This is a genomic window from Methylocystis sp., from assembly GCF_050246715.1.
Lineage (GTDB): Bacteria > Pseudomonadota > Alphaproteobacteria > Rhizobiales > Beijerinckiaceae > Methylocystis.
The window spans coordinates 33,375-58,246 of sequence record NZ_JBFWVN010000009.1 but is presented as its reverse complement, the minus strand read 5'-3'; the positions used below and the strand labels follow the sequence as shown (position 1 = coordinate 58,246).

20 protein-coding genes and 2 pseudogenes are annotated in these 24,872 nt (G+C 59.3%); 16 read left to right on the top strand and 6 right to left on the bottom strand.

Translation table 11 applies throughout. From position 1 onward, the window contains the following. Positions 1-1,293: 1,293 nt before the first annotated feature. Together AB7I51_RS05625 and AB7I51_RS05620 are read left to right on the top strand one after the other, a co-directional pair. On the top strand, positions 1,294-2,568 hold the full coding sequence (locus AB7I51_RS05625) for a cation:proton antiporter (RefSeq protein WP_428406151.1): 1,275 nt from the start codon (positions 1,294-1,296) through the stop codon (positions 2,566-2,568). A gap of 356 nt (positions 2,569-2,924) precedes the next feature. Beyond that, positions 2,925-3,413 carry a hypothetical protein gene (locus AB7I51_RS05620; RefSeq protein ID WP_428406150.1) on the top strand — a complete coding sequence of 163 codons (489 nt, stop codon included), beginning with the start codon at positions 2,925-2,927 and terminating at the stop codon, positions 3,411-3,413. Between the two features lie 75 nt (positions 3,414-3,488). Here the strand turns inward: AB7I51_RS05620 and AB7I51_RS05615 are convergent. Further along, a pseudogene (locus AB7I51_RS05615) lies at positions 3,489-3,635 on the bottom strand (IS3 family transposase); the annotation flags it as partial. Between the two features lie 398 nt (positions 3,636-4,033). On the opposite strand from AB7I51_RS05615, the gene AB7I51_RS05610 reads away from it, so the two are divergent. From AB7I51_RS05610 to AB7I51_RS05560, 11 genes are all read left to right on the top strand, one after another. Continuing rightward, positions 4,034-4,687, top strand: coding sequence for a cytochrome c3 family protein (locus AB7I51_RS05610; RefSeq protein WP_428406149.1), 654 nt, complete (start codon positions 4,034-4,036; stop codon positions 4,685-4,687). Next, complete coding sequence (locus AB7I51_RS05605; protein WP_428406148.1) at positions 4,675-7,551, top strand: TAT-variant-translocated molybdopterin oxidoreductase; 2,877 nt, start codon at positions 4,675-4,677, stop codon at positions 7,549-7,551. The genes AB7I51_RS05610 and AB7I51_RS05605 overlap by 13 nt, the downstream gene beginning before the upstream one ends. Next, complete coding sequence (gene nrfD / locus AB7I51_RS05600) at positions 7,548-8,951, top strand: NrfD/PsrC family molybdoenzyme membrane anchor subunit (RefSeq protein ID WP_428406147.1); 1,404 nt, start codon at positions 7,548-7,550, stop codon at positions 8,949-8,951. Before AB7I51_RS05605 ends, nrfD begins: the two co-directional genes overlap by 4 nt. Continuing rightward, positions 8,948-9,481 carry a DUF3341 domain-containing protein gene (locus tag AB7I51_RS05595; protein WP_428406146.1) on the top strand — a complete coding sequence of 178 codons (534 nt, stop codon included), beginning with the start codon at positions 8,948-8,950 and terminating at the stop codon, positions 9,479-9,481. Before nrfD ends, AB7I51_RS05595 begins: the two co-directional genes overlap by 4 nt. Next, a complete protein-coding gene (locus AB7I51_RS05590) occupies positions 9,478-9,963 on the top strand; it encodes a c-type cytochrome (protein ID WP_428406145.1) in 486 nt (161 codons plus the stop codon). Before AB7I51_RS05595 ends, AB7I51_RS05590 begins: the two co-directional genes overlap by 4 nt. Further along, positions 9,960-11,000 (top strand): hypothetical protein, encoded by a 1,041-nt coding sequence (locus AB7I51_RS05585; RefSeq protein ID WP_428406144.1) that lies wholly within the window; start codon positions 9,960-9,962, stop codon positions 10,998-11,000. Before AB7I51_RS05590 ends, AB7I51_RS05585 begins: the two co-directional genes overlap by 4 nt. A 405-nt stretch (positions 11,001-11,405) precedes the next feature. After that, positions 11,406-12,188: an SCO family protein gene (locus AB7I51_RS05580; RefSeq protein ID WP_428406143.1), complete on the top strand. Its 783-nt coding sequence runs from the start codon at positions 11,406-11,408 to the stop codon at positions 12,186-12,188. After that, positions 12,185-13,147 carry a cytochrome c oxidase subunit II gene (gene coxB, locus AB7I51_RS05575; RefSeq protein WP_428406142.1) on the top strand — a complete coding sequence of 321 codons (963 nt, stop codon included), beginning with the start codon at positions 12,185-12,187 and terminating at the stop codon, positions 13,145-13,147. The genes AB7I51_RS05580 and coxB overlap by 4 nt, the downstream gene beginning before the upstream one ends. Then, positions 13,144-14,754, top strand: a complete 1,611-nt coding sequence (locus AB7I51_RS05570; protein ID WP_428406141.1) for a cytochrome c oxidase subunit I — start codon at positions 13,144-13,146, stop codon at positions 14,752-14,754. The genes coxB and AB7I51_RS05570 overlap by 4 nt, the downstream gene beginning before the upstream one ends. Next, a complete protein-coding gene (locus AB7I51_RS05565; RefSeq protein ID WP_428406140.1) occupies positions 14,751-15,392 on the top strand; it encodes a cytochrome c oxidase subunit 3 in 642 nt (213 codons plus the stop codon). Before AB7I51_RS05570 ends, AB7I51_RS05565 begins: the two co-directional genes overlap by 4 nt. Continuing rightward, the gene (locus AB7I51_RS05560) at positions 15,389-15,682 is read left to right on the top strand and encodes a hypothetical protein (protein WP_428406139.1); all 294 of its coding nucleotides are present in this window, start codon (positions 15,389-15,391) and stop codon (positions 15,680-15,682) included. Before AB7I51_RS05565 ends, AB7I51_RS05560 begins: the two co-directional genes overlap by 4 nt. A gap of 142 nt (positions 15,683-15,824) precedes the next feature. Here the strand turns inward: AB7I51_RS05560 and AB7I51_RS05555 are convergent. Both AB7I51_RS05555 and AB7I51_RS05550 read right to left on the bottom strand, forming a co-directional pair. Continuing rightward, positions 15,825-16,127: pseudogene (locus AB7I51_RS05555) on the bottom strand (integrase core domain-containing protein); the annotation flags it as partial. Positions 16,128-16,129: 2 nt separating this feature from the next. Beyond that, a complete protein-coding gene (locus AB7I51_RS05550) occupies positions 16,130-16,408 on the bottom strand; it encodes a transposase (RefSeq protein WP_428406138.1) in 279 nt (92 codons plus the stop codon). Between the two features lie 293 nt (positions 16,409-16,701). On the opposite strand from AB7I51_RS05550, the gene AB7I51_RS05545 reads away from it, so the two are divergent. Next, on the top strand, positions 16,702-18,279 hold the full coding sequence (locus AB7I51_RS05545; RefSeq protein ID WP_428406137.1) for a phytoene desaturase family protein: 1,578 nt from the start codon (positions 16,702-16,704) through the stop codon (positions 18,277-18,279). A 101-nt stretch (positions 18,280-18,380) separates the two neighbouring features. Here the strand turns inward: AB7I51_RS05545 and AB7I51_RS05540 are convergent, their stop codons facing one another. Then, complete coding sequence (locus AB7I51_RS05540) at positions 18,381-19,877, bottom strand: amidase (protein ID WP_428406136.1); 1,497 nt, start codon at positions 19,875-19,877, stop codon at positions 18,381-18,383. Positions 19,878-20,390: 513 nt separating this feature from the next. After that, positions 20,391-21,092: a hypothetical protein gene (locus tag AB7I51_RS05535; RefSeq protein ID WP_428406135.1), complete on the bottom strand. Its 702-nt coding sequence runs from the start codon at positions 21,090-21,092 to the stop codon at positions 20,391-20,393. 467 nt (positions 21,093-21,559) lie between these two features. On the opposite strand from AB7I51_RS05535, the gene AB7I51_RS05530 reads away from it, so the two are divergent. Further along, a complete protein-coding gene (locus tag AB7I51_RS05530; RefSeq protein ID WP_428406134.1) occupies positions 21,560-22,372 on the top strand; it encodes an SDR family oxidoreductase in 813 nt (270 codons plus the stop codon). Positions 22,373-22,513: 141 nt separating this feature from the next. Then, on the top strand, positions 22,514-23,221 hold the full coding sequence (locus AB7I51_RS05525) for a cyclase family protein (protein WP_428406133.1): 708 nt from the start codon (positions 22,514-22,516) through the stop codon (positions 23,219-23,221). A 71-nt stretch (positions 23,222-23,292) separates the two neighbouring features. Here AB7I51_RS05525 and AB7I51_RS05520 read toward each other — a convergent pair whose 3' ends face one another. Next, positions 23,293-24,780, bottom strand: a complete 1,488-nt coding sequence (locus tag AB7I51_RS05520) for an MFS transporter (RefSeq protein WP_428406132.1) — start codon at positions 24,778-24,780, stop codon at positions 23,293-23,295. Between the last annotated feature and the right edge of the window lie 92 nt (positions 24,781-24,872).

The window sequence follows — 24,872 nt, the reverse complement described above, 5'->3', positions numbered from 1 at the left end:
AGATCGGCTGCTCATTCTTCTGAGCGTTATCACGAGAAGGTCATCATACTCACATTGGCCGGCTCGCGCGGCTCACCGACGACAGGTGGGGGCATAAGCGAACGTCATCAGCGCGGGCGTTATATGTCGTAGCAAGCTCGTTGAGCGGCTTCTTCCAGCACGAGGGCGCAAGCCCCCCAGCGCATAGGCATGACTTCAATGCTGCCCACAGCACGACGAACGAATTCTATCCTCGTTGCAGGGGCCACGTTTTAGGGCGGCTAACAATTTCGCGGCTAGCCGGTCAGTTCCGCGAGGCGCTGAAGCGCTTTTTAGAAAAATGCTGCGTGAAAGGAGCTCACATAGGCGGGACGAAAGCGTCGAGGCCACGCAAAGCCAAAACACTTTTTCGCCACAGCCGCTCAAACGCGCGCAACGTTGTAGACACATTGGCGCAAAACGGCAAAGGTGTCGTGATGCTATGAGGCGCCACCCGCTGAAGACGGGAACTGGTAGCAGACGCGCTCTGCCCCATCATTACGAAGCGCCTGCTGCCGCCTTAAGGCGGGCCTGGATAGGCCCGCCGTACTTTTACGGTGAGTAGAGCTTCTCGGCTTGACCGCGGAAAACAACTTACGTTTCGCGATTCGTCTTTTAGATCGTGCTTTTTTCTTGCACCAGATTGGTGCGCGTCTCTGAGAAAATCCCAAACCTTGCCGAGTCAATCCGACCGTCGATCAGGAAGGTAACCTCAGCGCTCAAGCAACAACATTATGACGCCCAAAATCTCGGCGACGATAATTGACGCGATCGCGGCATTAGCGATCGGAGCCCGGATCATCCGCAAATTTACGGGTACAAGCGCGCCTAAATTCAATTAGGCATGTCGCCGCACGAACGGCCTAAGAAAGACCCCTGCCGATGAAGCCGGGGGCGAGTTCTGCCTACCGCTCGACCGGCGGGCGTGACGATTAGGAAGCCAAACGAGACTTCGATTCGGTCCTTTTAAATTTGTCTTGATCGAACATAAAATGGTATTCCTCGCAGGTTCTATGTCATCGCTGCTCCGGAGTGTCAATAACCCGATAAATAGGCAACGCCCTTGGCGACAGCTATGTCATATCTCATCTCTTTCATCGTTCCGCGACATATTGGCGCAACAACGGCTCCGGCGGGGCTCGTCGTCGCATGTGATTACTTAAAAGCGGCAAGTCAGCGCGCGCTAACGCGCTCCGCTATCGACCCTGCGTTGCTGTGGCGCTATCGCTACTGCATATTATTCGAAGCATCCTCCGGCCATCGAGCGGCAGAACCATGAATGAGATTCAATCTCTCTTTGTCATCGGCTTGGTGGCGGTCGTAGCGCCTCTGCTGGCTCGTTTGCCGATGCTGGTTAAGATCCCAGTAGTCGTGCTGGAGCTCGTGCTAGGCATCGTGATTGGTCCGGGAGGAATGAATTGGGTCTCGAGTCAGGAGCCTATCGGATTCCTTGGCGAGTTTGGCCTCATCTATCTATTCTTTCTGGCGGGCTCCGAGATCAATCCGGATAAAATTGGCGGGCGACCGCTTCAACTCGGCGCAATTGCTTGGCTCATTTCACTAGCGCTGACGGTGGTCTTTGTCGGCTCGCTTTTTCTTGTCGGCCTGTTGCGCGCGCCTCTGCTTGTCGGGATTGTTTTGCCGACGACAGCATTCGGAATTCTACTTCCTATCCTTCACGAGAGCGGAGATCTCGACAAGGATTTCGGCCGTTATGTGTTGGGAGCGGCGGCCATGGGTGAACTTGGGCCCTTGGTTTTAGCTCCAATTCTGCTGGCGCATGTGCATGAGCATTTGCATCAAACGCTTTTTGTCATGATCTTTCTGTTGTCGGCGGTTGGGGCCACTTCTCTCGCAAAAGGCGTACGTTCAGACAAATTATCGGGCGCGATCACCCGATGGATGAGCGACCGGTCAATCCTGCCACTCAGAATCTCAATCGTTATTCTGCTCGGTCTTATCTCGCTCGCCAATGAACTGGGCATGGAGATCGTTCTTGGCGCCTATACGGCCGGCGTGGTGATCGCAATACTCGTGCGCGACACGACAGGGGAGATACTCCAAGATCGGCTGGCGGCCGTTGGATGGGGATTTTTCATCCCACTATTCTTTATCACGAGTGGCATCGAATTTGATCTTCCAGCGTTGCTATCAAGCCCCGAGAGCATCAGTCGTCTTATTCTCTTCTGCGCGGGGATGCTTATCATCCGCCTCATTCCCGCATTTGTTTATAGGAAGGTGCTTGCCGACCAGGACTTAGTCCCAATTGCGCTCTTTTCTTCGACAACGCTGCCTCTTGTGGTCGCAATAACCTATTTGGGCGTGCGAACAGGCCATATGCTTCCAGAGAACGCCCACGCCTTGGTGGGCGCTGCGGTCTTATCAGTCGCCATTTTTCCCACTCTGGCTATCTGGCTTCGTTCGAAACCGGAAGACGCTCGCCCCGATCGCGCCGTGACGCAGGCGATATGCCGTATCGGCGATTCGGCCTCCGAATTATTTCATCGGCTCCTTGATTTGATCTCGCCGAACGTCGATCGCAGGCCGTGAATCGAGTAGGGGGAGAGCGGGCAACGACAAGCGAACTGCCCATTTTTCCTAATACATCTTCTCAAGTCGACGCATGGCGCGGCAAATTCATCGCCGAATTGGGCTATGCCAGCGCCGCCGTTGACCTGACGGCTGTGACAGATCCGAAACGCTGATCCAGCGTCCAAAAAATTTCGGATGACCGCCGAAGCATTGGTTAAGCAAAACTCCATTAGTTATCGCCCCCATAGAGGCTGGCAAGGCCGATGAGAGGCTCTACGTATAGTAACGTGGGAGAATGGGAGGGTACGTAGGAACCACGCAAGATGATGGACCATGCGGGTAGCAACATGTCGAAAGGGTCAGAAAGGAGTTTATTGACCCTTGTCGTTCGGAATTCCCCATTTATTGCCATGTTGGCGCTTGCTCTCTTTGGCGTCGCCTTCACGAGCGTCGCGCGACAATGGATGTTGATTTATTGGGTGGTGCTTGCCCCCATATTCGGGACGATGAGCATTCTCACCCGATGGCAGGATATCGAAGAGGGCCACTTGCGTTGGCCGCTTGTACAAACGGAATTGCTTCATTGGGGCGGTGTGCTCGTCGCCATGTATCTTATTTTCGTGGCGAATGTTGAGCAGATGATGAATGCGGACGCCTCCGCGCTCATGGTGCTGACGATATTGGCGTTAGGAACCTATACTGCTGGAATTCACGTCCGCTCCTGGCGCACTGCCGCCGTGGGCGCCTTGTTGGCGCTGAGCGTTCCTCTCATAGCCTGGCTTGAGCAGGCAACCTTGCTTCTCTTGTTGAGGGCTGTTGTGGCGCTTGCTTTGGTCATGGCGCTGGTCATGCTGTATCGCTGACATACAACAATTTATGCTGACGCCGTCTCGCGCAATTTGTCCGTCGTCGAATGATTTGGGACCGACTGGGCGACGATTGTAGTGATCGACGAAGGCGCCGATTTTCGCCTTTAGGTTGCCGGTCAGATAACAGCTCTCGAGCAGAATGCGGTTCTTGAGCGTCTGACGCCAGCGCTCGATCTTGCTTTGCGTCTGGGGATGCAATGGCGCGCCGCGATTGTGCCGGGCATATGGCGTCGGCCGCTACAGCACGAGGGCAATCATCAACAAGATCATTCAGGCTTAGTTCGACAACGTATCAAAGCTGGTCGTGGGCTTCATCGTACGAACGATCGCATCATGAACTGTTGCTCAACCGTTTCCTGTTCGGATTTGAGACCCTAAAAACGCAACCCAGAGGGCGACAGATCCGCCACGCTGAGGCCCGAGCCGCAGCGCGAGATAAACTTTGGCGGCGCTGCCGATCTGAAACGTTCCCTGCTATTACGGTGCGACCACTCCGGTTGATCGACGCGCTGTGAGCGTGCTGAGGCACTTGCCGCAGGCGCGTGCTGAGCCAACTGTAGGCTTGGATTTAGCCGCGCCGCCAAGAGGCGCGCTTGGCGGAAGCGGAACGGTTCATGGGTTCAGCCTTTCGACCCGCAGCGAATTTCTGGGCATCGCTCACGCTCCTCATGTTGGCGCTCGCCGCTGTTGGGTTTTCGCTTGCGGTTTGGCTTTGGCCACACAGCGATTATGCGCGGCGCATGAACTGGGCGCCGGCGCAGCCTGCCCCGTTCAGCCACCAACATCACGTGAGGGGATTGGGAATCGACTGCCGGTATTGCCACACGGCCGTCGAAGTTTCCTCAAACGCGGGCCTGCCGCCAACCTCCACCTGTATGACCTGTCATTCGCAGATCTGGACCAATGCCGCGCTGCTAGAGCCGATACGCAATAGCCTAAAGAACGACCGGCCTCTCGTCTGGAGCCGCATCACCGACGTTCCCGACTACGTCTATTTCGATCACAGCATTCACATCGCTAAAGGAGTCGGCTGTTCGAGCTGTCACGGAGACGTTGCCAGCATGGCGCTGACCTACAAGGCCAAGTCGCTCACCATGCAGTTTTGCCTCGATTGCCATCGCAATCCCGGCCCGCGCCTGCGCCCGAAGGACAAAATTTACGACACGAGCTGGGCGCGCGACGCAACGACGCCGGCGCCGGAGCTGTTGCTCGCCGCATATGGCGTCCCGCAGCGAAAACTGACGGACTGCTCGATATGTCACAGGTGAAGGCGCAATGGCGCAGCCTGGAGGAACTGGCGCAGGATGCGCAATTTCTGTTGCGCGCCGAACGGGAGTTCCCCGGTCTGGACGCCGCGCTCACGGAGCCGCGCGATCGTCGCGAGGCGTTGACGCTGATGGCCGCCGCAGTGGCGCTCGCCGGCGCGGGACTCGGTGGGTGCAACGGCGCGCCGGAAGGGCATTTGATCCCCGCGGTCCACCCGTCGCCTGGCGTCGTCCCAGGCATGCCGGATTACTACAGCTGCGCGCATGTCGACGGCGGCTACGCCGAAGGAACCGTCGTCAAACACTTCATGGGGCGGCCGATCAAGGTCGAAGGCAATCCTTTTCATCCCGCCAGTCTCGGGGCGACGAGCCCGATGGCGCAGGCCGAACTGCTGAACTTTTACGATCCCAGGCGATCCTGGGGCATAACGCGCGCGAATCTGCCGCGAAGCCGGTCGGCGCTGGAACAGGCGCTTGCCGATCAGCGCGCCGGACTGGCCGCCACCCGTGGCGCGGGCTTCGTCATCCTATCCGGCGCTTCGACATCGCCGACGCTCGCCGCGCAGCTTGACGCGCTGCGCAAATCCTATCCGCAGATTCGCTGGCTGCATTGGGAGCCGATCGAACGCGAGAACGCCAAGAATGCCTTCGCGCTGGCCTATGGCGCGCGCCTCGAATTAATACCGCAACTCCAGAACGCCGATGTCATTCTCGCGATCGACAGCGATCTCTTGAGCGCCGCGCCGGGACATCTGCGCTTCGCGCGCGAATTCGCGGCCCGGCGCAATCCGACGCGCGCGAAAATGAATCGCCTTTACGCGATCGAAGCCACGCCGTCGCTCACCGGCGCCGTCGCCGACGAACGCTTCATCGCCGGGCCGCGCGACGCCCACCGGATTCTGCTGGCGCTCGCCTCGGCGCTGCTCGGCGCGCCGCCAGTCGAAGGTCCGCCATGGCTCGGCAGGATCATCGCGGACCTCAAATCCAACCGCGGTCGTTCTTTCATTCACTTGGGACCCGATCATCCACCGGAAGTGCATGCGCTCGTCCTTGCGATGAATGAGGCGCTTGGCGGTCGCGGCGCCGTCTACGCGCTTGTCGACGACCCGATGCATGCTTCATCCGACGACGCGCTGTCGCTCGACGCGCTTGTCGCCGACATGCACGCCAATCTGGTACGCTCGCTTCTCATCATCGACAGCAATCCAGTCTATGCTGCGCCGGGCACGCTCGATTTTCTGGAAGCGCTCGCGGGGGTCGACTTCAGCCTCTGTCTGAGCCCAACGCCGAACGAAACAACCGACGCATCGCTCTGGGCGGTCCCGATGATTCATCCTTGGGAAGGCTGGAGCGACGCGCGCGCCTTCGACGGGACGGCGAGCGTGATGCAGCCACAAGCCCTTCCTCTGTATCAAGGCCTCGAACCGCATGAGGCGCTGGCGTTGTTGCTGGGGCCCAATGCGGCGAAGGCGCGCGATCTCGTGCATGAAACCTGGAAGGATCGACTTGGCTCTGAGGATGCCTGGACCGACGCCCTTGCCAAAGGCGTCATCCCCGACAGCGCCAGTTCGGTCAGCAATCGCCCCCTGTCCAACGCCGCTGCGCGCGTCCAATTGCCCCAGCCGCCAAAGGCCGGGATCGTCCTATTGTTTCGACCCGATCCTTATCTTCTCGACGGGCGCCATGCCGACAATCCCTGGCTTCAGGAATTGCCGCGGCCGCTGACGAGAATAAGCTGGGGCAATCCGCTTCAGATCTCGCCCCGGCGCGCCCGCGAACTGTCGCTGGAGAGCGGCGATGTCGTGCGCATCGCAATCGACGGCGCGCATGCGACAACGCCGATCATCATCGCGCCGGGCCAGTCGGACGATTGCATCGTCGCGCTGCTTGGATTTGGCAGACGTCAGACGGGACCGGTCGGGCGGGATGTCGGCGTCGATTTCTTCAAGCTGACCGGGCGTTCCTGCGGGGCGCCGGACATTCAGAAAGCCGGTGCCAAAGAAGAATTGGCGAGCGCCCAACATCACGCCGCCATATTCGACGAGTGGGGCGTGTATGCGCGCAACGGGACGCTTGCGCAATTCCTTAACGATCCGGATTTCGTTCGGCGCAACGACGAGCCGCAGCCGGCCCTCTATGAATGGAAGCCGGAAGGGCCGGCGGCTTGGGGCATGAGCATCGATCTCAACGCCTGCATTGGCTGCGGCGCCTGCGTCGTCGCCTGTCAGGCGGAAAACAATATTCCGGTCGTCGGCAAAGCCGAGGTTCTGCGCGAGCGCGAAATGTACTGGCTGCGCATCGATCGCTATTACGACGGGCCGCCGGAGTCGCCGAAAACGAGCTTCCAACCGGTTCTCTGTATGCACTGCGAAGAAGCGCCTTGCGAGCCCGTCTGCCCGGTCGGCGCGACGATGCATGACTCCGAAGGGCTCAATGTGATGGTTTACAATCGCTGCATCGGCACGCGCTTCTGCTCCAACAATTGTCCCTACAAGGTTCGGCGCTTCAATTATTTCGACTTCGCGGGCGAAGAGCGCCGCGCGATCGAGTCGCGCAATCCAGAAGTCACCGTGCGCGCGCGCGGCGTCATGGAGAAATGCACCTTCTGTCTGCAGCGCATCGCCGCCGCGCGAATCATCGCCGACCGCGACGGAGAGAAAGCGTCTACGGTGACGACCGCCTGCGAGGCCGCCTGTCCGACTCGGGCCTTCACCTTCGGCGATCTCGCGGCCAAGGGGAGCGAAGTCGCGGCGCGCCGCGCCGGACCGCTGTCCTATGCGCTGCTCGCCGACCAGAACACCAAACCGCGCGTCACCTATGAAGCGCGCATCTCCAATGTCGATGAAGCGAAAGAGACGCGGAAATGACGCTGCTCCGGACCGGCTCGGCGATCGAAGCCTCGACGCAGGATCGACAGCCGCGCGCCAACGACCCCATCGTCTCCCCGACTCAGACCATCTCGTCGATGACCTCGAAAATATGTTCGCCGCCGCTTCGGCGGAAATGGCCCCTATGGTGGAGGCTCAGCCTGGCGAGCGCATTGGCCTTGGTCCTTATCCTCGCCGTCGCTATCGGCTGGCTGTTTTACGCCGGCGTCGGCGTCTGGGGCATCGACTGGCCCGTCGTCTGGGGATTCGCGATCATCAATTACGTATGGTGGATCGCCATCGCTTCAGGCGGAACCTTTATTTCGGCCCTCTTCTATCTCGCCGAGGTCGAATGGCGCAGCGCGCTCAACCGTATCGCCGAAACGATCACGATTTTCGCCGCCGCCTGCGCCGCCCTCTATCCGCTTTTGCATCTCGGCCGTCCCTGGCTCTTCTACTGGCTGTTCCCCTATCCCAACGTCATGGGGGTCTGGCCGCAATTCCGCAGTCCTCTGCTCTGGGATTTCGTGGCGATTCTCACCTATGTGATCTCGTCAATCCTGTTCTGGTATTTTGGTCTCGTTCCCGACCTCGCAACAATGCGCGACAAGTCCGACGCGCCGGCCAAGCGTCGCTTTTACGGCGTGCTCGCTCTGGGATTTCGGGGCTCGGACAACGCCTGGCGCCACTATACCGTCGGCTATGGCCTCCTGGCCGCGGTGATGGCGCCGCTCGTCATTTCCGTTCACAGCATCGTCGGCCTCGACTTCGCCGGCGCGGCGACGCTCGGATGGCATTCGACGGAGTTTCCGCCCTTCTTCGTGTTCGGCGCCCTGCTGTCGGGCTTCGCGACGGTGATGCTGGTCGCCGTTCTGATACGGCGGATGCTCGGACTCGAGGATTTCATCACCGGCCGCCACTTCGACATTCTCGGAAAACTGCTGCTGACCAGCAGTCTTTGCGTTGGCTACGCCTATCTCATGGAGGCGTTCACGACTTTTTACGGGCCAGACGCCGCCGAGAAGCGCCTCTTCATCGATAAGGTCGCGGGCGAACTGGCGCCCATCTACTGGGCGACAATTGTCTTCAATGTCCTGGCGCCGCAGGCGATGTGGCGCCGGAGCATTCGACTGAACGAAACGCTCGTCGTTCTCATCAGCCTTTTCGTGATCGTCGGCATGTGGTGCGAACGCTATGTCATCGTCGTGATGAGCCTGCGGCGCACGCATCTGCCCTCGGCCTGGGGCGACTTTACGCCAACGGTCTGGGATTGGTTGACGCTCTTCGGCACGATCGGTCTGTTCATCGCCGGCCTGCTTATCGCCATTCGCCTGCTGCCGACGATTTCGATGTTCGAGATGCGTGAAGTCATTCTTCGCAATGCGAGGCGAAATCAATGAACGCCGAAGCCGAAGCGCCGATCGCGCCGAATGGACTGGCGGCGACCTTCCTCTCTGAAGACGCCTCACTCGTGGCGCTCGCCAATTTGAACGCGGGCAAGATCGGCGAGGTGCGGTTGTTCAGCCCTCTCCCGCCTCCCGGACCGCCGAAGCGCTCGCGCCTGTCCGCCTTCGTGCTCCTCATCGGACTGCTCGGCGCCGCCGGCGCTTTCGGCCTGCAAAGCTATGCAAATATTGTCGCCTATCCGCTCGATATCGGCGGACGGCCGCCATTCTCCTGGCCGTCGTTCATTCCCATCGCCTTCGAAGCGGGCATTCTGTCAGTCGTGCTCGCCACGGTCGTCGGCGCGGGCGCGCTCTGCGGCTTCACGCGCTATTACGACTCGGTCGACGAAATCCGCGCGCTGCGGGACGCGACGATCGATCGATGGGTCATTGTCGTTCACGCCTCCAGTTCGGAATCCTTGGCGCAGTCGCGCGACATTTTTGAACGGTGCGGCGCTCGCGTGATCGAAGAGGCCAAACTGTGACCCGCGCCTTCGCCATTTTCTCGCTTTGCGCGCTGACCGCCTGCAGCGACATGAGCGAACAGCCAAAGCAGCGAAGCTATGCGCCGCTCGTCGGTCCCGCCGAAACGCCGCCCGGAGCCGTGACATTTCTCTATGGCGAGCCGACGCCGCCGCGACTGACGCTCGCGCTCGTCGAGCGCGGCCAGCAGCGCTTTCGAATTTATTGCACGCCCTGTCACTCCGAGCTCGGCAACGGCCAAGGCATGATCGTGCAGCGCGGCTTTCCCGAGCCGCCGTCTTATACCAGCGAGCGATTGCTGAAAGCGCCGACGCGTCATTTTGTCGATGTGATCGCCCGAGGCCACGGCGCCATGTATTCCTATGCCGCGCGCGTGCCGCCGACCGATCGATGGGCGATCGCCGCCTATATCCGAGCTTTGCAAATAAGCCAGAACGCGTCGGCGGAAGACCTCGCTGCGGCGCAAGCGGAAGCCGCGCCATGAACCTCATGTTTGCAGCGCTGGCGGGCGCGATCGGATATGGCGGAATCGCCCTTGGCTGGGCGATGGCGCCGAGAAATTTTGGCTTTGGCTGGCTTGCCGCGCTGAGCGTCTGGATGGCCTGGCCGCTCGGGGCCATGGCATTGATGCTCATCCACGCGCTTACTGGCGGCCGCTGGGGAAAGGCGATTCATCAAGCGCTCGCCAAGGGGGTGCGAAGCGTGTTTCTCATCCCGCTGTTCGTTATTCCTTACGCGCTGACGGCGCAGCGCCTTTATCCCTGGCTCCAGGCCGGCGCGACGCAATTGGACAACGCGCTCTATCTCAACGGCCCCGGTTTCGTGCTGCGGGGCGTCATCTATCTCTTCATCTGGCTGGTTTTGGCCGTGCTCGTCACCCGCGCCGCCGACGATGCCGACGAACTCGCGCGTCTTGCGCCGCCGGCGCTCATTCTTTTAGCGCTGACCGCGACGTTCGCAGCCGTCGACGCCATCATGTCGCTCGACCCGACTTTCGCGTCGAGCATATTCGGGCTCATTCAGATCGGCGAGATCACCGCGCTGTCTCTCGCCATAGCGGCGCTGGCGCTGATCTTTTCGGCGACGCCGCACGACCCCGAGGCGCTGCGCCAGATTGCGCGCCTGCTGCTCGCTTTCGTCATTCTGTGGAGCTACCTCGCCTTCATGCAACTGCTGATCGTCTGGCAGTCCGACCTGCCGCACGAAGCGGCCTGGTATCTTCTGCGCTGGCGCCAGGGCTGGGACGTCGTCGGCGGACTCATCGTCCTCACGCACTTTGCTATCCCCTTTTTCACGCTGCTTTCGTCGACGGCGCAACATTCGCGAAGGGCTGTAGGTTTTGCCGCTGCGTCAATCATTGTTGGCGGAATTCTTCACCAGTTCTGGCTGGTCGCGCCATTTGCCGGCGCTAATTCAGGGATGATCGCACTGCTTACGCTTTCCGCCTTGCTGGCCATGGCCTGCACGAGTCTGCTCGTCACGCGCGGGAATAAAAGAATCTGGAATTGGATCGAGGCGTGAGCACAATGCAAGAAAAAGACCTCGCTCCAGCTTCGCACGAAGGCGGCGACGTGAGGGGCGGCTTCATTGCCGTCGGCTTTGCTTCAACGGTTTTTGCGGTCATCCTTCTTTCCCTTTTCGCATGGGCGCTCTTTCCCGGCGCCATTATCGACCGAACGATGAATTTGCCATTGCCGCCATACCCAGAGCCACGGCTGCAGATCGATCCGGCCGAGGACATGGCGGATTTTCACCGGCGCGAATTGGCCCGCTTGAACAGCGCCGGCTGGACCGATCAGGCGAACGGCGCGGCGCACATTCCGATCGCAATCGCGATGCGAAAAATCGCCAAAGAGGGAATTGCAGACTGGCCAAGTTCCACGCCCCAGTCGACGCTCACCTCTCAGCTGCAAGAGGAGAATGCGCATGAAGCTGCTTCCTACGCTGCTGGCCCTGCTTCTTCTCAACGGCCTTCCAGCCCATGCGCAACGAACGCCCGATCTAAAGGGGATTGCCTACGAGCAAAAGCTCGGCGCGCGTCTGCCGTCAAAAAGCGCCTTCATCGACGCCGACGGACGAGACATTGGTATTGGTGATTTATCCAGTCGCGCGCCGCTCGTTCTCGTACTCGGCTACTTCCATTGCGAGAAGCTTTGCGGGGCGGCTCGGATGACCCTGTTGCGCGCGGCGAAGAAAGCGGGACTGTCAGCGGGCGCCGACTATCTGTTCGTCGCGGTCAGCATCGACCCAACTGAGACGGCCGACGCCGCGCGGAAGGCGCGCGAGATTGATTTCGCCGCGGCGGCGCCACATGGGGCGGCTGACGGATTTTATTACCTTACCGGGAAACCCAATGATATTCGCGCGCTTGCGGCGGCTGTTGGCTATCGCTATCGTGACGGCGCACAGCCTGAGACCTTCATTCATCCGATCGGCGCCGTTGTGGCGACGCCGAGCGGCGTGGTCTCGGGCTACCTCTCCGCCATCGGGTCCACTCCCGAGGACATCAGCAGGGCGATTCAGGCAGCCGCGGCAGAGGACGTGACGGCGCGCGCTTCGCCCGCGCTTTTGCTTTGCTTTGATTTCGACTCGACGACGGGCCGATATACATTCGCCATCCTCAAATTCCTGCGCCTTGGCGCCGTCGTCATGACCCTCGCGCTTGCGGCGATCCTTTATCGCGAGTTCCGGAAGGGCGCGCGCGCATGAATGGCTATTTGCCGAGCGCAACGGCCGAGGGTCGTGAGATCGACTTTCTCATCCTCGCGCTGGCGCTTGTCTCATGCGCTGTTCTCGCCCTCGTCTTCGCGCTGATCTTTCTCTACATGGTTCGATATCGGGCCGAGAGCGACATCTACCGCGGCGCGCCGGGGCGCAAGACCTGGCGTTTTGAGATCAGCTGGACAGTAGCGACGCTAGCGGTGTTTTTCGTATTGTTTGTCTGGGGCGGCGATCTTTACGTACGGCTGTTCCAACCGCCTGCCGACGCTTTGCAAATCTACGTTGTCGGCAAGCAGTGGATGTGGAAGGTCGAGCATCAGGGTGGTCAGCGCGAGATCAACGCGCTGCATATTCCGATCAACCGCCCCATTCAGCTGGTGATGACGTCGGAAGACGTCATTCATGATTTTTCCGTTCCAGCCTTTCGCATCAAACACGATGTTCTTCCCGGACGCTATGAGTCGCTCTGGTTCCGGATCGAAACGCCGGGAACCTTTCAACTCTTTTGCACGCAGCTCTGCGGCGTCGGCCATTACTCGATGACCGGCGACGTCATCGCCATGACGCAACCCGAATTCGAAACCTGGCTCTCTGGCGGCGCCGCGCCTGGCGCACGCGAAGACATGGCGGCCGCCGGCAAGGCGCTGTTCACCACGCATGGATGCAGCGGTTGTCATGGCGAAGGCGGCGTCGGCGGAACGCCGGCGACGACCGGCGTCAGCGCGCCCGTCTTGGCGGGACTGTTCGGCCGGTCGGTCAAGCTGCGGACCGGCGCCACGATGACGGCGGATGAAAATTTCATACGCGACTGCATTCTGACGCCGGACAAGACGCCGATCGCCGGCTATCCCCCGATCATGCCGTCCTTTCTAGGCCAGATCGGCGAAGAGGACGTGCTGCGACTCATCGCCTATATCAAATCACTTCGATCGAGGAGCCGGACATGACGCATTCGGCGGCACAAGTCTCTTATCTCGACGACGGCCATACGTTGCGCAGCTGGCTGTTCACCACCGACCATAAACGCATCGCCATTCTCTATATCGTCGCCATCACCTTCTTTTTCTTCGCCGGCGGATTTGCGGCCTTTCTCATTCGCTACAATCTGAGCTCTCCGAAAGGGCTGATCGGATCGGCGGAGACCTATAATCGGCTTTTTTCGATGCACGGCATACTGATGGTCTGGTTCTTTCTCGTTCCGGCCGTGCCGGTGACGCTGGGAAATTTCCTGGCGCCGCTGATGCTCGGCGCGCGCGACCTCGCCTTTCCGCGGCTCAATCTGCTGAGCTGGTATCTGTTCATGGCCGCCGGCTTCGTCGCGCTCTATGCGGTCGTCGTCGGCGGCGTCGACACCGGCTGGACCTTTTACACGCCGCTCACGTCCTTCTACTCCAAGGGACATGTGGTCGCGGCCGTCGTCGCCATCTTTATTGCCGGATTTTCGTCGATCGCGACCGGCCTCAATTTCATTGTCACCATCCATAAGCTCCGCGCGCCGGGCATGACCTGGTATAAAATGCCGGTCTTCCTGTGGTCGCTTTACGCGACGAGCGTCATTCTCGTGCTCGCGACGCCGGTGCTCGCGATGACTCTGCTGCTGCTCGCCTTCGAACGCATCTTCGGGATCGGCGTGTTCGATCCGGCGATCGGCGGCGATCCGCTGCTGTTTCAGCATCTCTTCTGGTTCTACTCGCATCCCGCCGTCTATGTGATGATCCTGCCCGGATTCGGCGTCATCAGCGAGATTATTCCCGCCTTCTCCCGCAAGGAGCTGTTCGGCTATAAATTTGTCGTCTGGGCGAGCATCGCAATCGCCGTCATCGGCTTTCTGGTCTGGGGCCACCACATGTTCGTGGCGGGAACCTCGCTCTATTCGGCGCTCGTCTTTTCGCTGCTCAGCTATATGGTCGCGGTCCCATCGGCGATCAAAGTCTTCAACTGGGTCGGCACGATGCACAAGGGTTACATCCGTTTCGACGCGCCGATGCTTTACGCGATCGGCTTCATCGGCCTCTTTACCACTGGCGGTCTGACCGGCCTCTTTCTCGCAGCGCTCGCCGCCGACGTCCATCTCACGCAAACCTATTTCGTGGTGGCGCATTTCCATTATGTGATGGTGGGCGGTATGGTGTCGGCCTATTTCGCCGGCCTTCATTTCTGGTGGCCGAAAATCACGGGCCGTCTCTATCCCGAGATGTGGGGCCGGGCCGGCGCAATCATCATCTTTGTCGGCTTCAACCTCACCTTCTTTCCGCAGTTCCTGCTTGGTTATCTCGGCATGCCGAGACGCTATTTCGCCTATCCGCAACATTTCGAAGCGCTTAACCTGCTGTCGTCGGCGGGCGCTTTGATTCTTGCGGTCGGTTATATTCTGCCGCTCGGCTATCTTGCCTGGTCGCTGCTTTATGGCGAACGCGCATCGGCCAATCCGTGGGGAGCGACCGGCCTCGAATGGACGACGCCATCGCCGCCGCCGACAGAAAATTTCCCAGTGACGCCGACCGTAACCGAAGAGCCCTATCAGTATCGGCGGGCGGAGGCCGCTGGACGATGAGTGACGCCGCGGCTCATGATTTCCAATTCGAGAGCGCCGGACACCAGCGCGAAACGGCGATTTCCGGCATTTGGCTGTTTCTCGCGACCGAGGCGCTGTTCTTTGGACCAATCTTCCTTTCATGGATCTATGCGCGTCATGCCGATCCGATCGCGTTCGACGCCGGCGCTCGACAAACGGAGCTGATGATCGGCCTGACGAACACGGCGCTGCTGATCGCAAGCAGTTTCGCTTATAGCGTCGGCCTGGCTTTCATCCGATTCGGAAGCTGTCGCGGGATGGTAATTTGGCTGGCGATCGCCTGGGCGCTGGGCGCCGCTTTCATCGCACTCAAATTCGGAGTCGAATGGCAAATGGACCTACAGAAGGGTTTGTTTCCCGGTCCGCACTTCGCCATTCACGGGCCGGCAAGAAGCGGCGCGCAACTCTTTTTCGCCTTCTATTTTTTCGGCACGGCGCTCCATGGGCTGCATCTCGTCGTCGGCCTTGGGCTTCTCGCCTGGATCATCTTCCAGGCTGAACGATATACCGCAGAGCGGCATAGTCCGGTTCATGTCGTGGGACTCTACTGGAGCTTCATCGACATCATCTGGCTGATCCTGTTTCCGCTCATCTATCTCATGGGACGCGCATCATGACGGCAGTTATCGTTCGTCTTGTCGCGGTCGCATCGTTGATGTTTGCGCTTCTCGCCGCAGAGCTTGCTGCGACCTTCGCCTTTCCGGGTTGGGGACGCGGCGGAATCGCGATCGTCGCGGCGACGATGGTGGCCGTAGCGGCGTTTGGATTCATGGAGCTGCGTCAGGAGGGCGCATCGGTCTGGTTGTTCGCAGCCGCGGCGGTGCTTTGGCTCGTTATCCTTTTGGGCCTCGGCAGTCTCGATCTTCTCACGCGCACGCTCTACCCTACGGTGATCGCCGTGCCCTAAGAGCCGATCCATTAAGTTTGAATTCATGAACAAGATGTTGCACGCGTTAGACGTTTAAGCTGATGTGGATCATGGCGAGTTTGACGAAGACGGCGACGCTCATGTGACCTGACCGCTTTTCTGGACCGGCGGATTTGAGAGTTTAATGCATTGACGCGCTCTGATCGAAAGCTGGCGGCAAGGGCTCGATAGTCAGGGGCGCTGGCGGTCGATAACCGAGCGCTGAGTGCGGTCGAACTGTATTGTAGTGACGACGCCACTGCTCGATCACGATGCGTGCTTCCTTCAGGCTGTAGAAGATTTCCAGGTTCAAGCATTCGTCGCGGAGCTTCCCATTGAAGCTCTCGCAATAGCCGTTCTCCCAGGGGCTGCCCGGCTCGATGTAAAGTGGGCGCGTCCCCAGACCGGCGAGCCACTGCCGAAGCGCTTTGGCGACCATTTCGGGGCTTACAAGTTTCCCGGCGCGATATCCCTAAGAACCTGTTTCTCAAGCGAGAGATCGGCGACCAGACGTTTCAGCCGCGCATTTTCTTTCTCAAGGTCCTTCAACCGCTTCGCCTGCTCTATTGGCAGGCCGCCATATTCTTGCCGCCAGAGGAAATAGCTCTGCTCCGATATCGACGCCTCTCGACAGGCTTGGCCAATCGTCCGTCCTTGCGTCGTCAGAACCTCGATCTGCCGCAGCTTCGCAACAATCTGCTCCGAACTCAAACCCTTCCTCGGCATCTTTGTCTCTCCTTCCATCGGATTCTCTCAAATCCCCCGGTTCAGAAAAGACAGGTCAGGTCATCGAGCGTAGCAGCGATAAGTCGTCCCGCGCAGCAGTTGGCGCTGCGACTTGGAAACTCCGTGTCCCGAAGAAGTGAAGGACTGGGCGCCGACGCACTCGGCGGACGGTTTAAGCCTCTCATACATCGCCGGAAGTTCTACTTCGCTATTGTACAGGCTCGCATTGAATTAAGCGAACGGCGCTCTAGCTAAGTCGCGCCAGCGCCCCATCAGAAAGTTGAGCCAAAAAGTTGAATTCGTATGATGCAATCGTCATTGGCGCAGGACACAACGGGCTGACATGCGCGTGCTATTTGGCGCGCGCCGGCCTGCAGACGCTGGTCGTTGACCAGTACCATACCGTGGGCGGCATGGCGACCACCGAGGAGGTCACGCTCCCCGGGTTCCGATCGGACATGCATGCGTTCGGCTACCAGTTCGCCAATCTGTCGCCTGCGCCACAGGAACTGGGGCTGGCGAATTTTGGATTGGAGTTGATTCGACCAGAGATTAACTACTCGCATGTTTTTCCAGACGGGGGCATCATTTCGATGCACCGCGGCGTGGATGACACGATCGCGAGCATTAGCCGGTATTCGAAAAAGGACGGCGAGACGTGGCGGCGGTTGGCGAGCGACTTTGTGCAGGCGAAGGCTTCGATCGCTGAGTGGATGAACTCGCCGCCTCGGTCGCTGGTCCAAGAAACTGAACAGCTGGCGCAACAGCCGCACGACATTGATGGGTACCGCGCCAGTCTACAAAGCGTTCGCTCATGGACCAACGAGCACTTTGAGTGTGAGGAAACGCGTTTGTTTATCGGCGCTTGGGCGTGTCATGCGAGCATTGCTCCGGATGATGCAGGCGGGGGGCGCCTTGCGTGGCTGTTTACGGCGTTAATTCAGGACGTCGGCAATCGGGCGGTAAAGCAGGGGATGCACCGTCTGCCATTGGCGTTAGCAGCATATTTGCAATCACGGGGCGGCGAGATTCGCACCGGAGCGCGAGTCACAAGAATTCTAATTGAACATGGCCGTGCGGCAGGCGTGCAGTTGGCGGACGGAGAGCAGATTCGCCTCACGGACAAGGGTGTTGTCGCCTCGAACGCGGACCCTCGGCAACTCATCGTTGATTTCCTGGGCGAAGAGAATGTCGGCGCCGAGCTCGTTGCAAAAATGCAGCGCTACGAATGGGGCGATGGATATATGACGATCTATCTCGCCCTCGACGGGCCGGTGATATACAAAGCGGGACCGGACGCGCAGCGCAGCGCATATGTGCATGCGACCCCGCCATCGCTCGAATTCTTATCCATTGACTACGCTCAATGTCGCAGTGGGCGGCTGCCGGCTGCGCCTTTTGTGCTGATGTGCAATGATTCAGCTATCGATCCCAGCCGAGCGCCGAGTGGCAAGGCCGTCATGAAGATGATCGTCCACAATGTGCCATATGAAATCCGGGGTGACGCAACGGGCAAGATTGGGGCGCGCAAATGGGATGAAGTCAAGGAGCCCTATGCCGACTATCTCATCGACTACGTCACTGCGACCTATGCCCCCAATTTGAAAAGCCTCATCTTAAAGCGGGTCGTCCATTCACCGGTCGACATGGAGAAACTGATGGCAAGCGCGGTGCATGGCACGGTGACCCACGGGGCGTTCCTGCCTTACCAGACCGGGTCGCAGCGTCCCCTGCCGCAATTGGCTCAATATCGCACGCCTGTGCCGAATGTTTACCTGTGCGGCGCCGGCAGCCATCCAGGAGGCGGCATCACGATGGCGCCCGGGCGGAATGCGTCACGAGTAATATTGGGGGAGACAGGCAAGGCGTAAGCTCTGCGCCGCAGCGGTGAAATTGGTTCAGGCTCGTCTCAAACAATCGCGTAGAAGATCGCCTTTCGCGAATTCAGCGATGCGCCTGCCGATGCGATCCTTCAAACGACGGTCGGCTTAAAGGCAGGCGTTCGTCTGGCTTGCGTCGCTTGCTCAAAGGCGAAAGCGTATCCGAGCAGCTTTCCATCCTGCCATGCGTCGCCAAAGAAGGACAGCGCAACGGGAAGCCCATAGCACATGCCGGCGGGAACGGTGACATGCGGATATCCGGCCATCGCCGGCGGCGCGGAGCAGCCGCCGATGATGTGATCGCCCACCAGCGGATCGACGACCCAAGGCGGCGTGCCGTCAGTCGGCGCGATCAAGGCGTCGAGGCGATATTTACGCAGGACCCTGTCGATCCCATCGCTACGCGACATGCGACGACACTCTGCCTTTGCTTTTTCGTAGGCTTCCTCGCCAAGACCGCCTTTGGCTTGCGCACGTTCGAACAAGTCCTGCGGAAAATAGGGCATAACTTGATCGGCGTGCGCATCATTGAAGGCGATAACTTCCGCCAAGCTCCGCATTGGCGAGTTTGGGTGACTGGCCAGGTAGCGATTAATGCCTGCTTTAAATCCATAGAGACAAAGTTCAACTTCCGCTTCTCCAAAGAACGGCGTCCACGCGCCGATCGCTGGATCGATCACCTCGGCGCCCAAGTCCCGCATCGCATCAATCGCCGCGTCGATCACCTTGTCGACCGCCTCATGCGTCCCCATCATATCTCGGGCGACGCCGAGGCGAGCTCCACGAAGCGCATCTGGCTTTAGGAACGCCGAAAAATCTCTTGACCCCGCCGCTTCGCCCGCCATCGTTGCTGGATCCGCACGATCCTGGCCTGAGAGCGCTGACAAAACAATTGCGACGTCAGTTACTGTTCGCGCGATAGGACCGGCCGTGTCCTGTGGTTCAGCGACCGGCATGACGCCGCTTCGGCTGACGAGACCCACCGTTGGTTTGATTCCCACAACGCCGTTGGCGGAAGACGGCCGGACGATTGAGCCATCTACCTCAGCGCCAAGCGCCGCCATGCACAGATTGGCAGCCACGGCAACTGCCGAGCCGCCGCTGGAGCCGGATGGCGAGCGGTCAAGGACATGCGGATTGCGTATCTGTCCGCCGCGACTGCTCCAACCGCTGCACGTGCGTGCGGAGCGCATATAGCTCCACTCGGTCATGTTAGCTTTGCCGAGTATGACGGCCCCAGCCTCACGTAGCCTTTTGACGATGAAGGCGTCGCTCGTTGCGAAATTGCCAATCATTGCTATCGACCCGGCGGTCGTCATCGTCCCATCGGCTGTATCGATGCTGTCTTTGACAAGGATCGGAATTCCGTTCAGCGGAGAAAGCTGAGCTCCATTCTGGCGCGCACGATCACACGCCTCTGCGGTCATGAGAGCATTCGGGTTTAATTCCAGCACGGATCGCAGGTTCGGACCCGCGCGGTCGATTTCTGCGATTCGCTCGAGATAGGCTTGGCACAAAGCAACCGAGGTCCCCTCCCCGCGAGCGAAAAAATCCTGCGCCTGAGCGATCGTGAAGTCTCCAAGGAGCATGGCATCCTCCGCTCTGGGCACGAGCCGCGGCGAATCGCTTCAGTCGTCGCCGCACGCCCGCGCCGAACCTGCCCCATAGCGCATCCTTTGGGTCCCGCGACAACAATGCGCCGTCAATGCCCGGCGGCCAACAATGCGAAGACCAATCCGACCAAGGCCGAAGAGTGAAAATCCTTGCATCAGCCAAGGCGCTGACAGCGTCGCTAAAGATCATCAGCGTGCGCGGCCGCGTCTCAACTTGCAGTGGTTCACTGCGGCCTAATTCGATGTCGATAGCTGCGATTCAAGATCGGAAATATTCTACTGAATCCAGATATCCAGCAATTCCCAGCCTTCGGCAGGGTTACGTCCTCCAACTCGCTGCGTCCGCCTCGCGCCGAAGTTGTTGAAAAATCTATTTGGGACGCCGTTCGAAATTTTTGGCAGCCGGCGCCGATTTTTAATTTTTAATTTTTTTTTCAACAAAAATCCAGCAGACGAGGATATTGGAGGCGCCTGGCCTGATAGGGGATGCTATTTCGTACGAGAAGCTTCGGTGAGAGCTTTCACGGCGATGTTAACGAAAGCGTGAAATTTTAGCGCTTTTTCAGCCGGCACAATGAGGATGGCGCCCAAGAAGCCGATCGATCCAGCCAGGAATGCGGTGACCACGAAGGAATAAAACGTTTGCGCCATCCTGCGCGCCGGCTCCGCCTGAAATGGCTCGCCGCTCCGCAATGGATGTGTCTCGACAAATTCGCTTGGAGTCTCGCTACTTTTTTCGCGCCATGAGTCGCTTGCATGTGATTGAGGAGGGAGATCGCATGTTTTGCGGTCGTCTACCGGTTCGGCCTGTTCGACTTTGCTGTAGGTAAATTCTGGCCGCGATCTCGCCTTCGAATGATCTTCTCCTTGACGGACTGAAAGTTCCTCTCCGAGATACGCCACGCCGGCGGCGGCCGTCACACTTTGGGCTTGCATCGAAGCGGCGTCATGTTTTTCTCTAATCTGACGCTCATGCTCCCGTTGCTCAAGAATAGCGAGACGTTGTTCCAGGAGGACGAATCTTCTCTGCAAGCTTGCGACAGTTACGCCGCCCAAGTGCTTTTCATCGTTGTTACGAGCCTCTTGCTCCGGCGGCGCCGCTTCCGCCGCTTTTTGCTCGTTTCGGCGTCGCTCTTCTTCCCTTTGGAAATAGGCGATCGGCGTCCAATCGCTGAGAGGCGTCCCGCTCATTTGGCTTCCTTCCCCCACGCTCCAGGTGCTAGGCGCATTGAGCCGACGGTCGCACGAATTAAATGATCCCACAAAAGCGATGCGCATAGAAAAATGTCGGGGCCTTGCTCATTTTGCGGCAAGCTTGAGGCGTGGGCGACAAGCCAATCCACATTGATCTCAATGGACGTATGGTCTGCCCCAGGCAAAGTGGTCCCTGCAGGAAATTTAGTCTGAGGCCAGCCCCGAGTTCGCCGCCAGGAATGTTCGTGGCTGGCTTGCGAAGATAACGGCGAGATCTTCGCGACGCCGCCCGAAACCCAAATCATTATCGAGCGGCGGAGGCGGCGTTACAACGCCGTCGGGCCGTATTCGTCACTAGAATGCTGACCGCTCTGGCTCTAGGAACAATCTTGCCGCAAACATCCGCTCTGACCCACGCTACGCTCCGGTGAAAACAGACGCTGGCTGAGAGCCATGAGTTTAACATGACCGAAAACTCCTCATCATACCGCGTCGGTCTCGTTACAGGCGCCTCAAAGGGAATCGGCCGGCTCTGCGCAGAAAGGCTTGTGAAGGCCAATTGGCGCGTCTTTGGAGGGGCGCGCACCAAAGCGTCTCTCGACGGCGTCGAAATGATCCAGATGGACGTCGATGACGATGCCTCCGTCAAACGGGCAATTACGTACGTTCTTGGACAAGCCGGGAAAATAGACGCCGTCATCAACAATGCCGGATTTTCGATACGCGGCTCCGTTGAAGACGTTTCCATGGATGAGGCGAAAGCCATTTTCGAAACGAATTTTTTCGGAGCCCTGAGAGTGTGCCAAGCCGCAGCGCCGGCTCTGCGGAACAGCCGTGGCTGCATTATCAACATGAGCTCCCTCGCGAGCGTGGTTGGGTTGCCCTTCACCGCTCACTATTGCGCAAGCAAAGCCGCGCTGGAGGCCCTGACCGAAAGCTTGCGTTTAGAACTACGGCCATTCGGCGTTCGTGTCGTGCTCGTCGAGCCGGGAGACTACAGAACCGAGCTTCAAAATGCGCGCCGGATCTCGGAAGCAACAATGAAAGGCGTCTATGCAGGAGCCTTCGACGTCTTTCTACAAAAAAGGCGCGCATTCGAACTTAGGGCCTCGACGGCGGAACCGGTCGCGATTCTGGTCCAGAAAATATTGGACGATCCAGATCCGAAATTGCGCTATGTCGTCGCCATGCCGAGCCAGCGCATCCTGCCAATTCTCAAACGCTTCCTACCGCAAAACACATTTGAGTGGGCGATGATGAAAATCCTGTCCGAATAAAGTTATGGTGCATGTATCCCCCGGCAATGCGGGGGAGCTCCAATAGGGAATAGCCGGAGAGCCGCCGTGAATCGCGTGAGACCAACTCGCATTGTCGATCTCTCGAAGGAAATCGCCTACAATCGGAACGATCCCTTTTTCATGCGTGTTAAGATTAAGCATCACCGCCATCGGAATGCGCGATGGCTCGTGCGCGCTCTAGGATTGCCATTCAGGCTTTTCCCGAAGGAATTCGCGGGGTGGGCCGACGACACGATTACGCATATGGGCGTTCATTCCACAACCCATATCGATGCGCCGTGGCATTATGGTCCCAAGCTATCGGACGGTGGCGATCCGGCTGCGATCCATGAAATGCCATTGGATCTCTGCTTTGGGCCAGGGATCAAATTTGACATGCGCCATAAAGCGGATGGGGAGGAGATCACCGTCGACGACATGGAGTCGAGCCTGAAGTCGAGCGGTGCCATACTCGAAGAACGCGCAATCGCAGTGATTCAGACAGGCCGCGATCGATTTCAGGGCTCCAAGGAATATTGGAAGAGAGGCACGGGAATGAGCGCCGGCGCGACCGAGTGGCTAATTGATCGGGGCGTTTCGGTGATGGGGATCGATCAGTGGGGATGGGATTTGCCGTTTCATCACCAGATCAGAAAATCGAAGGCTACGAACGACGCCACAATCTTCTGGCAGGGACATCTCGTCGGTCGGCGAAAGCCGTATTGGCAGATGGAGCAGCTGCGGGGACTCGATCAGCTCCCGAGCCATGGCTTCGATATCGCAGTGTTTCCGCTGCGAATCAGAAACGCTTCGGCAGCGCCCGCTCGCGTCGTTGGATATCTCTATTAGCAGCGGCCGGCCTGGCTTCAGCCGGTTCGCCGCGGCATTGTCGGGGCGAGGCCAAGCGTTTCGTCGGTTCGTCACCGGATCCGGTTTTGCCGGCTGACCGCGCCGAGCGGCGGGCAGACCTCTTCGAGCGGTTTGCGTTCGGCCGCGATGCCCCAGCGCCATTCGATCGCCGCGGCGCAGAGCATCAGGAACGCGCCCAGCGCATAGCCGTCGAACACGCGCGAACGAACGCCAGTTTCGATCAACATCCCGAGAATCCAAGGGCTCGCCACGCCGCCTATGAGCGTTCCGAAAGAGTAGAAGGCGGCTATCGCCAGCGCGCGAATTTCAAGCGGAAAGATCTCGCTGACAGTGAGATAGGCGGAACTCGCCGCGGCTGAGGCGAAGAAAAAAACGAGCATCCATCCCGCGGTCTGTTGCGCCGCCGTCAGGACGCCCCACTGGAAAAGATATCCGACTCCGACGAGCAGCAGGCCGGAGATCGCGTAGGTCGCGCAGATCATCACTCGGCGTCCCAAAGTGTCAAAAAATCTACCGAGCAGCAGCGGGCCGAGAAAGTTTCCCGCCGCCAAGGCGAGCAGATGGCGCCCCACCCGATCACCATCCACGCCGTAGAAATTTGTCAACACCAACGCATAGGTGAAGAAAATCGAATTATACAGGAAAGCCTGAGAGGCCATCAACGCGACGCCGACGAGCGTGCGTTGCGGATAGAGACGGAACATCGCCCGACCAACCTCCGCAATCGGCGTATAAGCGCGGGCGCGCAGCATCATCTTCGGGGCCGATGGAACTTCACTCTTGGCCGAACCATGACGAGACTGGGCCTCGATCTGCGCGACGATGTCCTCTGCTTCCGCCTTTCGCGCATGCAGGATTAACCAGCGCGGACTCTCTGGAAGCCATCTGCGCATGAGCAGAATTGTCAAACCGAGCGCCGCGCCGATCAAGAACGCCAGGCGCCAGCCCAGGCGGGGATCCAACAAATTCGGGTCGAGCAAGATAAGCGACGCGCCGGCGCCGATTGCCGCGCCGAGCCAAAAGCTCCCATTGATAATGAGGTCGATCCGTCCCCGCATGCGGGCGGGAATGAGCTCCTGGATCGAGGAATTGACGGCTGCGTATTCGCCGCCGATCCCGCAACCGACAAAGAACCGAAAAAACGCGTAGCTGACGCCGTTCCACGAAACCGCCGTCAGCGCTGTGGCCGATAAATAGATCGCCAAAGTGACGAAGAACAATTTTTTGCGGCCGAGTCGGTCGGTGAGCCATCCAAAAAACGTCGCGCCGAGAACCGCTCCGCTCAAATAGGCGCTGCTCGCCAATCCGATTTCCGCTGTCGTCAAGCCCAGACCGGCTTTTTGTTCGAGAATTCCGGCGACCGCTCCCGCCAAGGTCACCTCAAGACCATCGAGAATCCATGTTATGCCGAGCGTCGCCACCACCAATGTGTGGAAGCGGCTCCAAGGGAGAGCGTCCAGCCTTGCCGGGACGTCCGTTTCGATGAGCTCGCCGTCATCGCACTGCCGATGCAACGGTCCGAGAGAGCGCTCGTTCACGACATCAGAGCCATTGTGCGCGTTCGGGTTGCGCGCGTCTTCGGAGGGGCTTATTCGAATTGAAGGGCATGCTCGCTTCCGTCACGATCGTC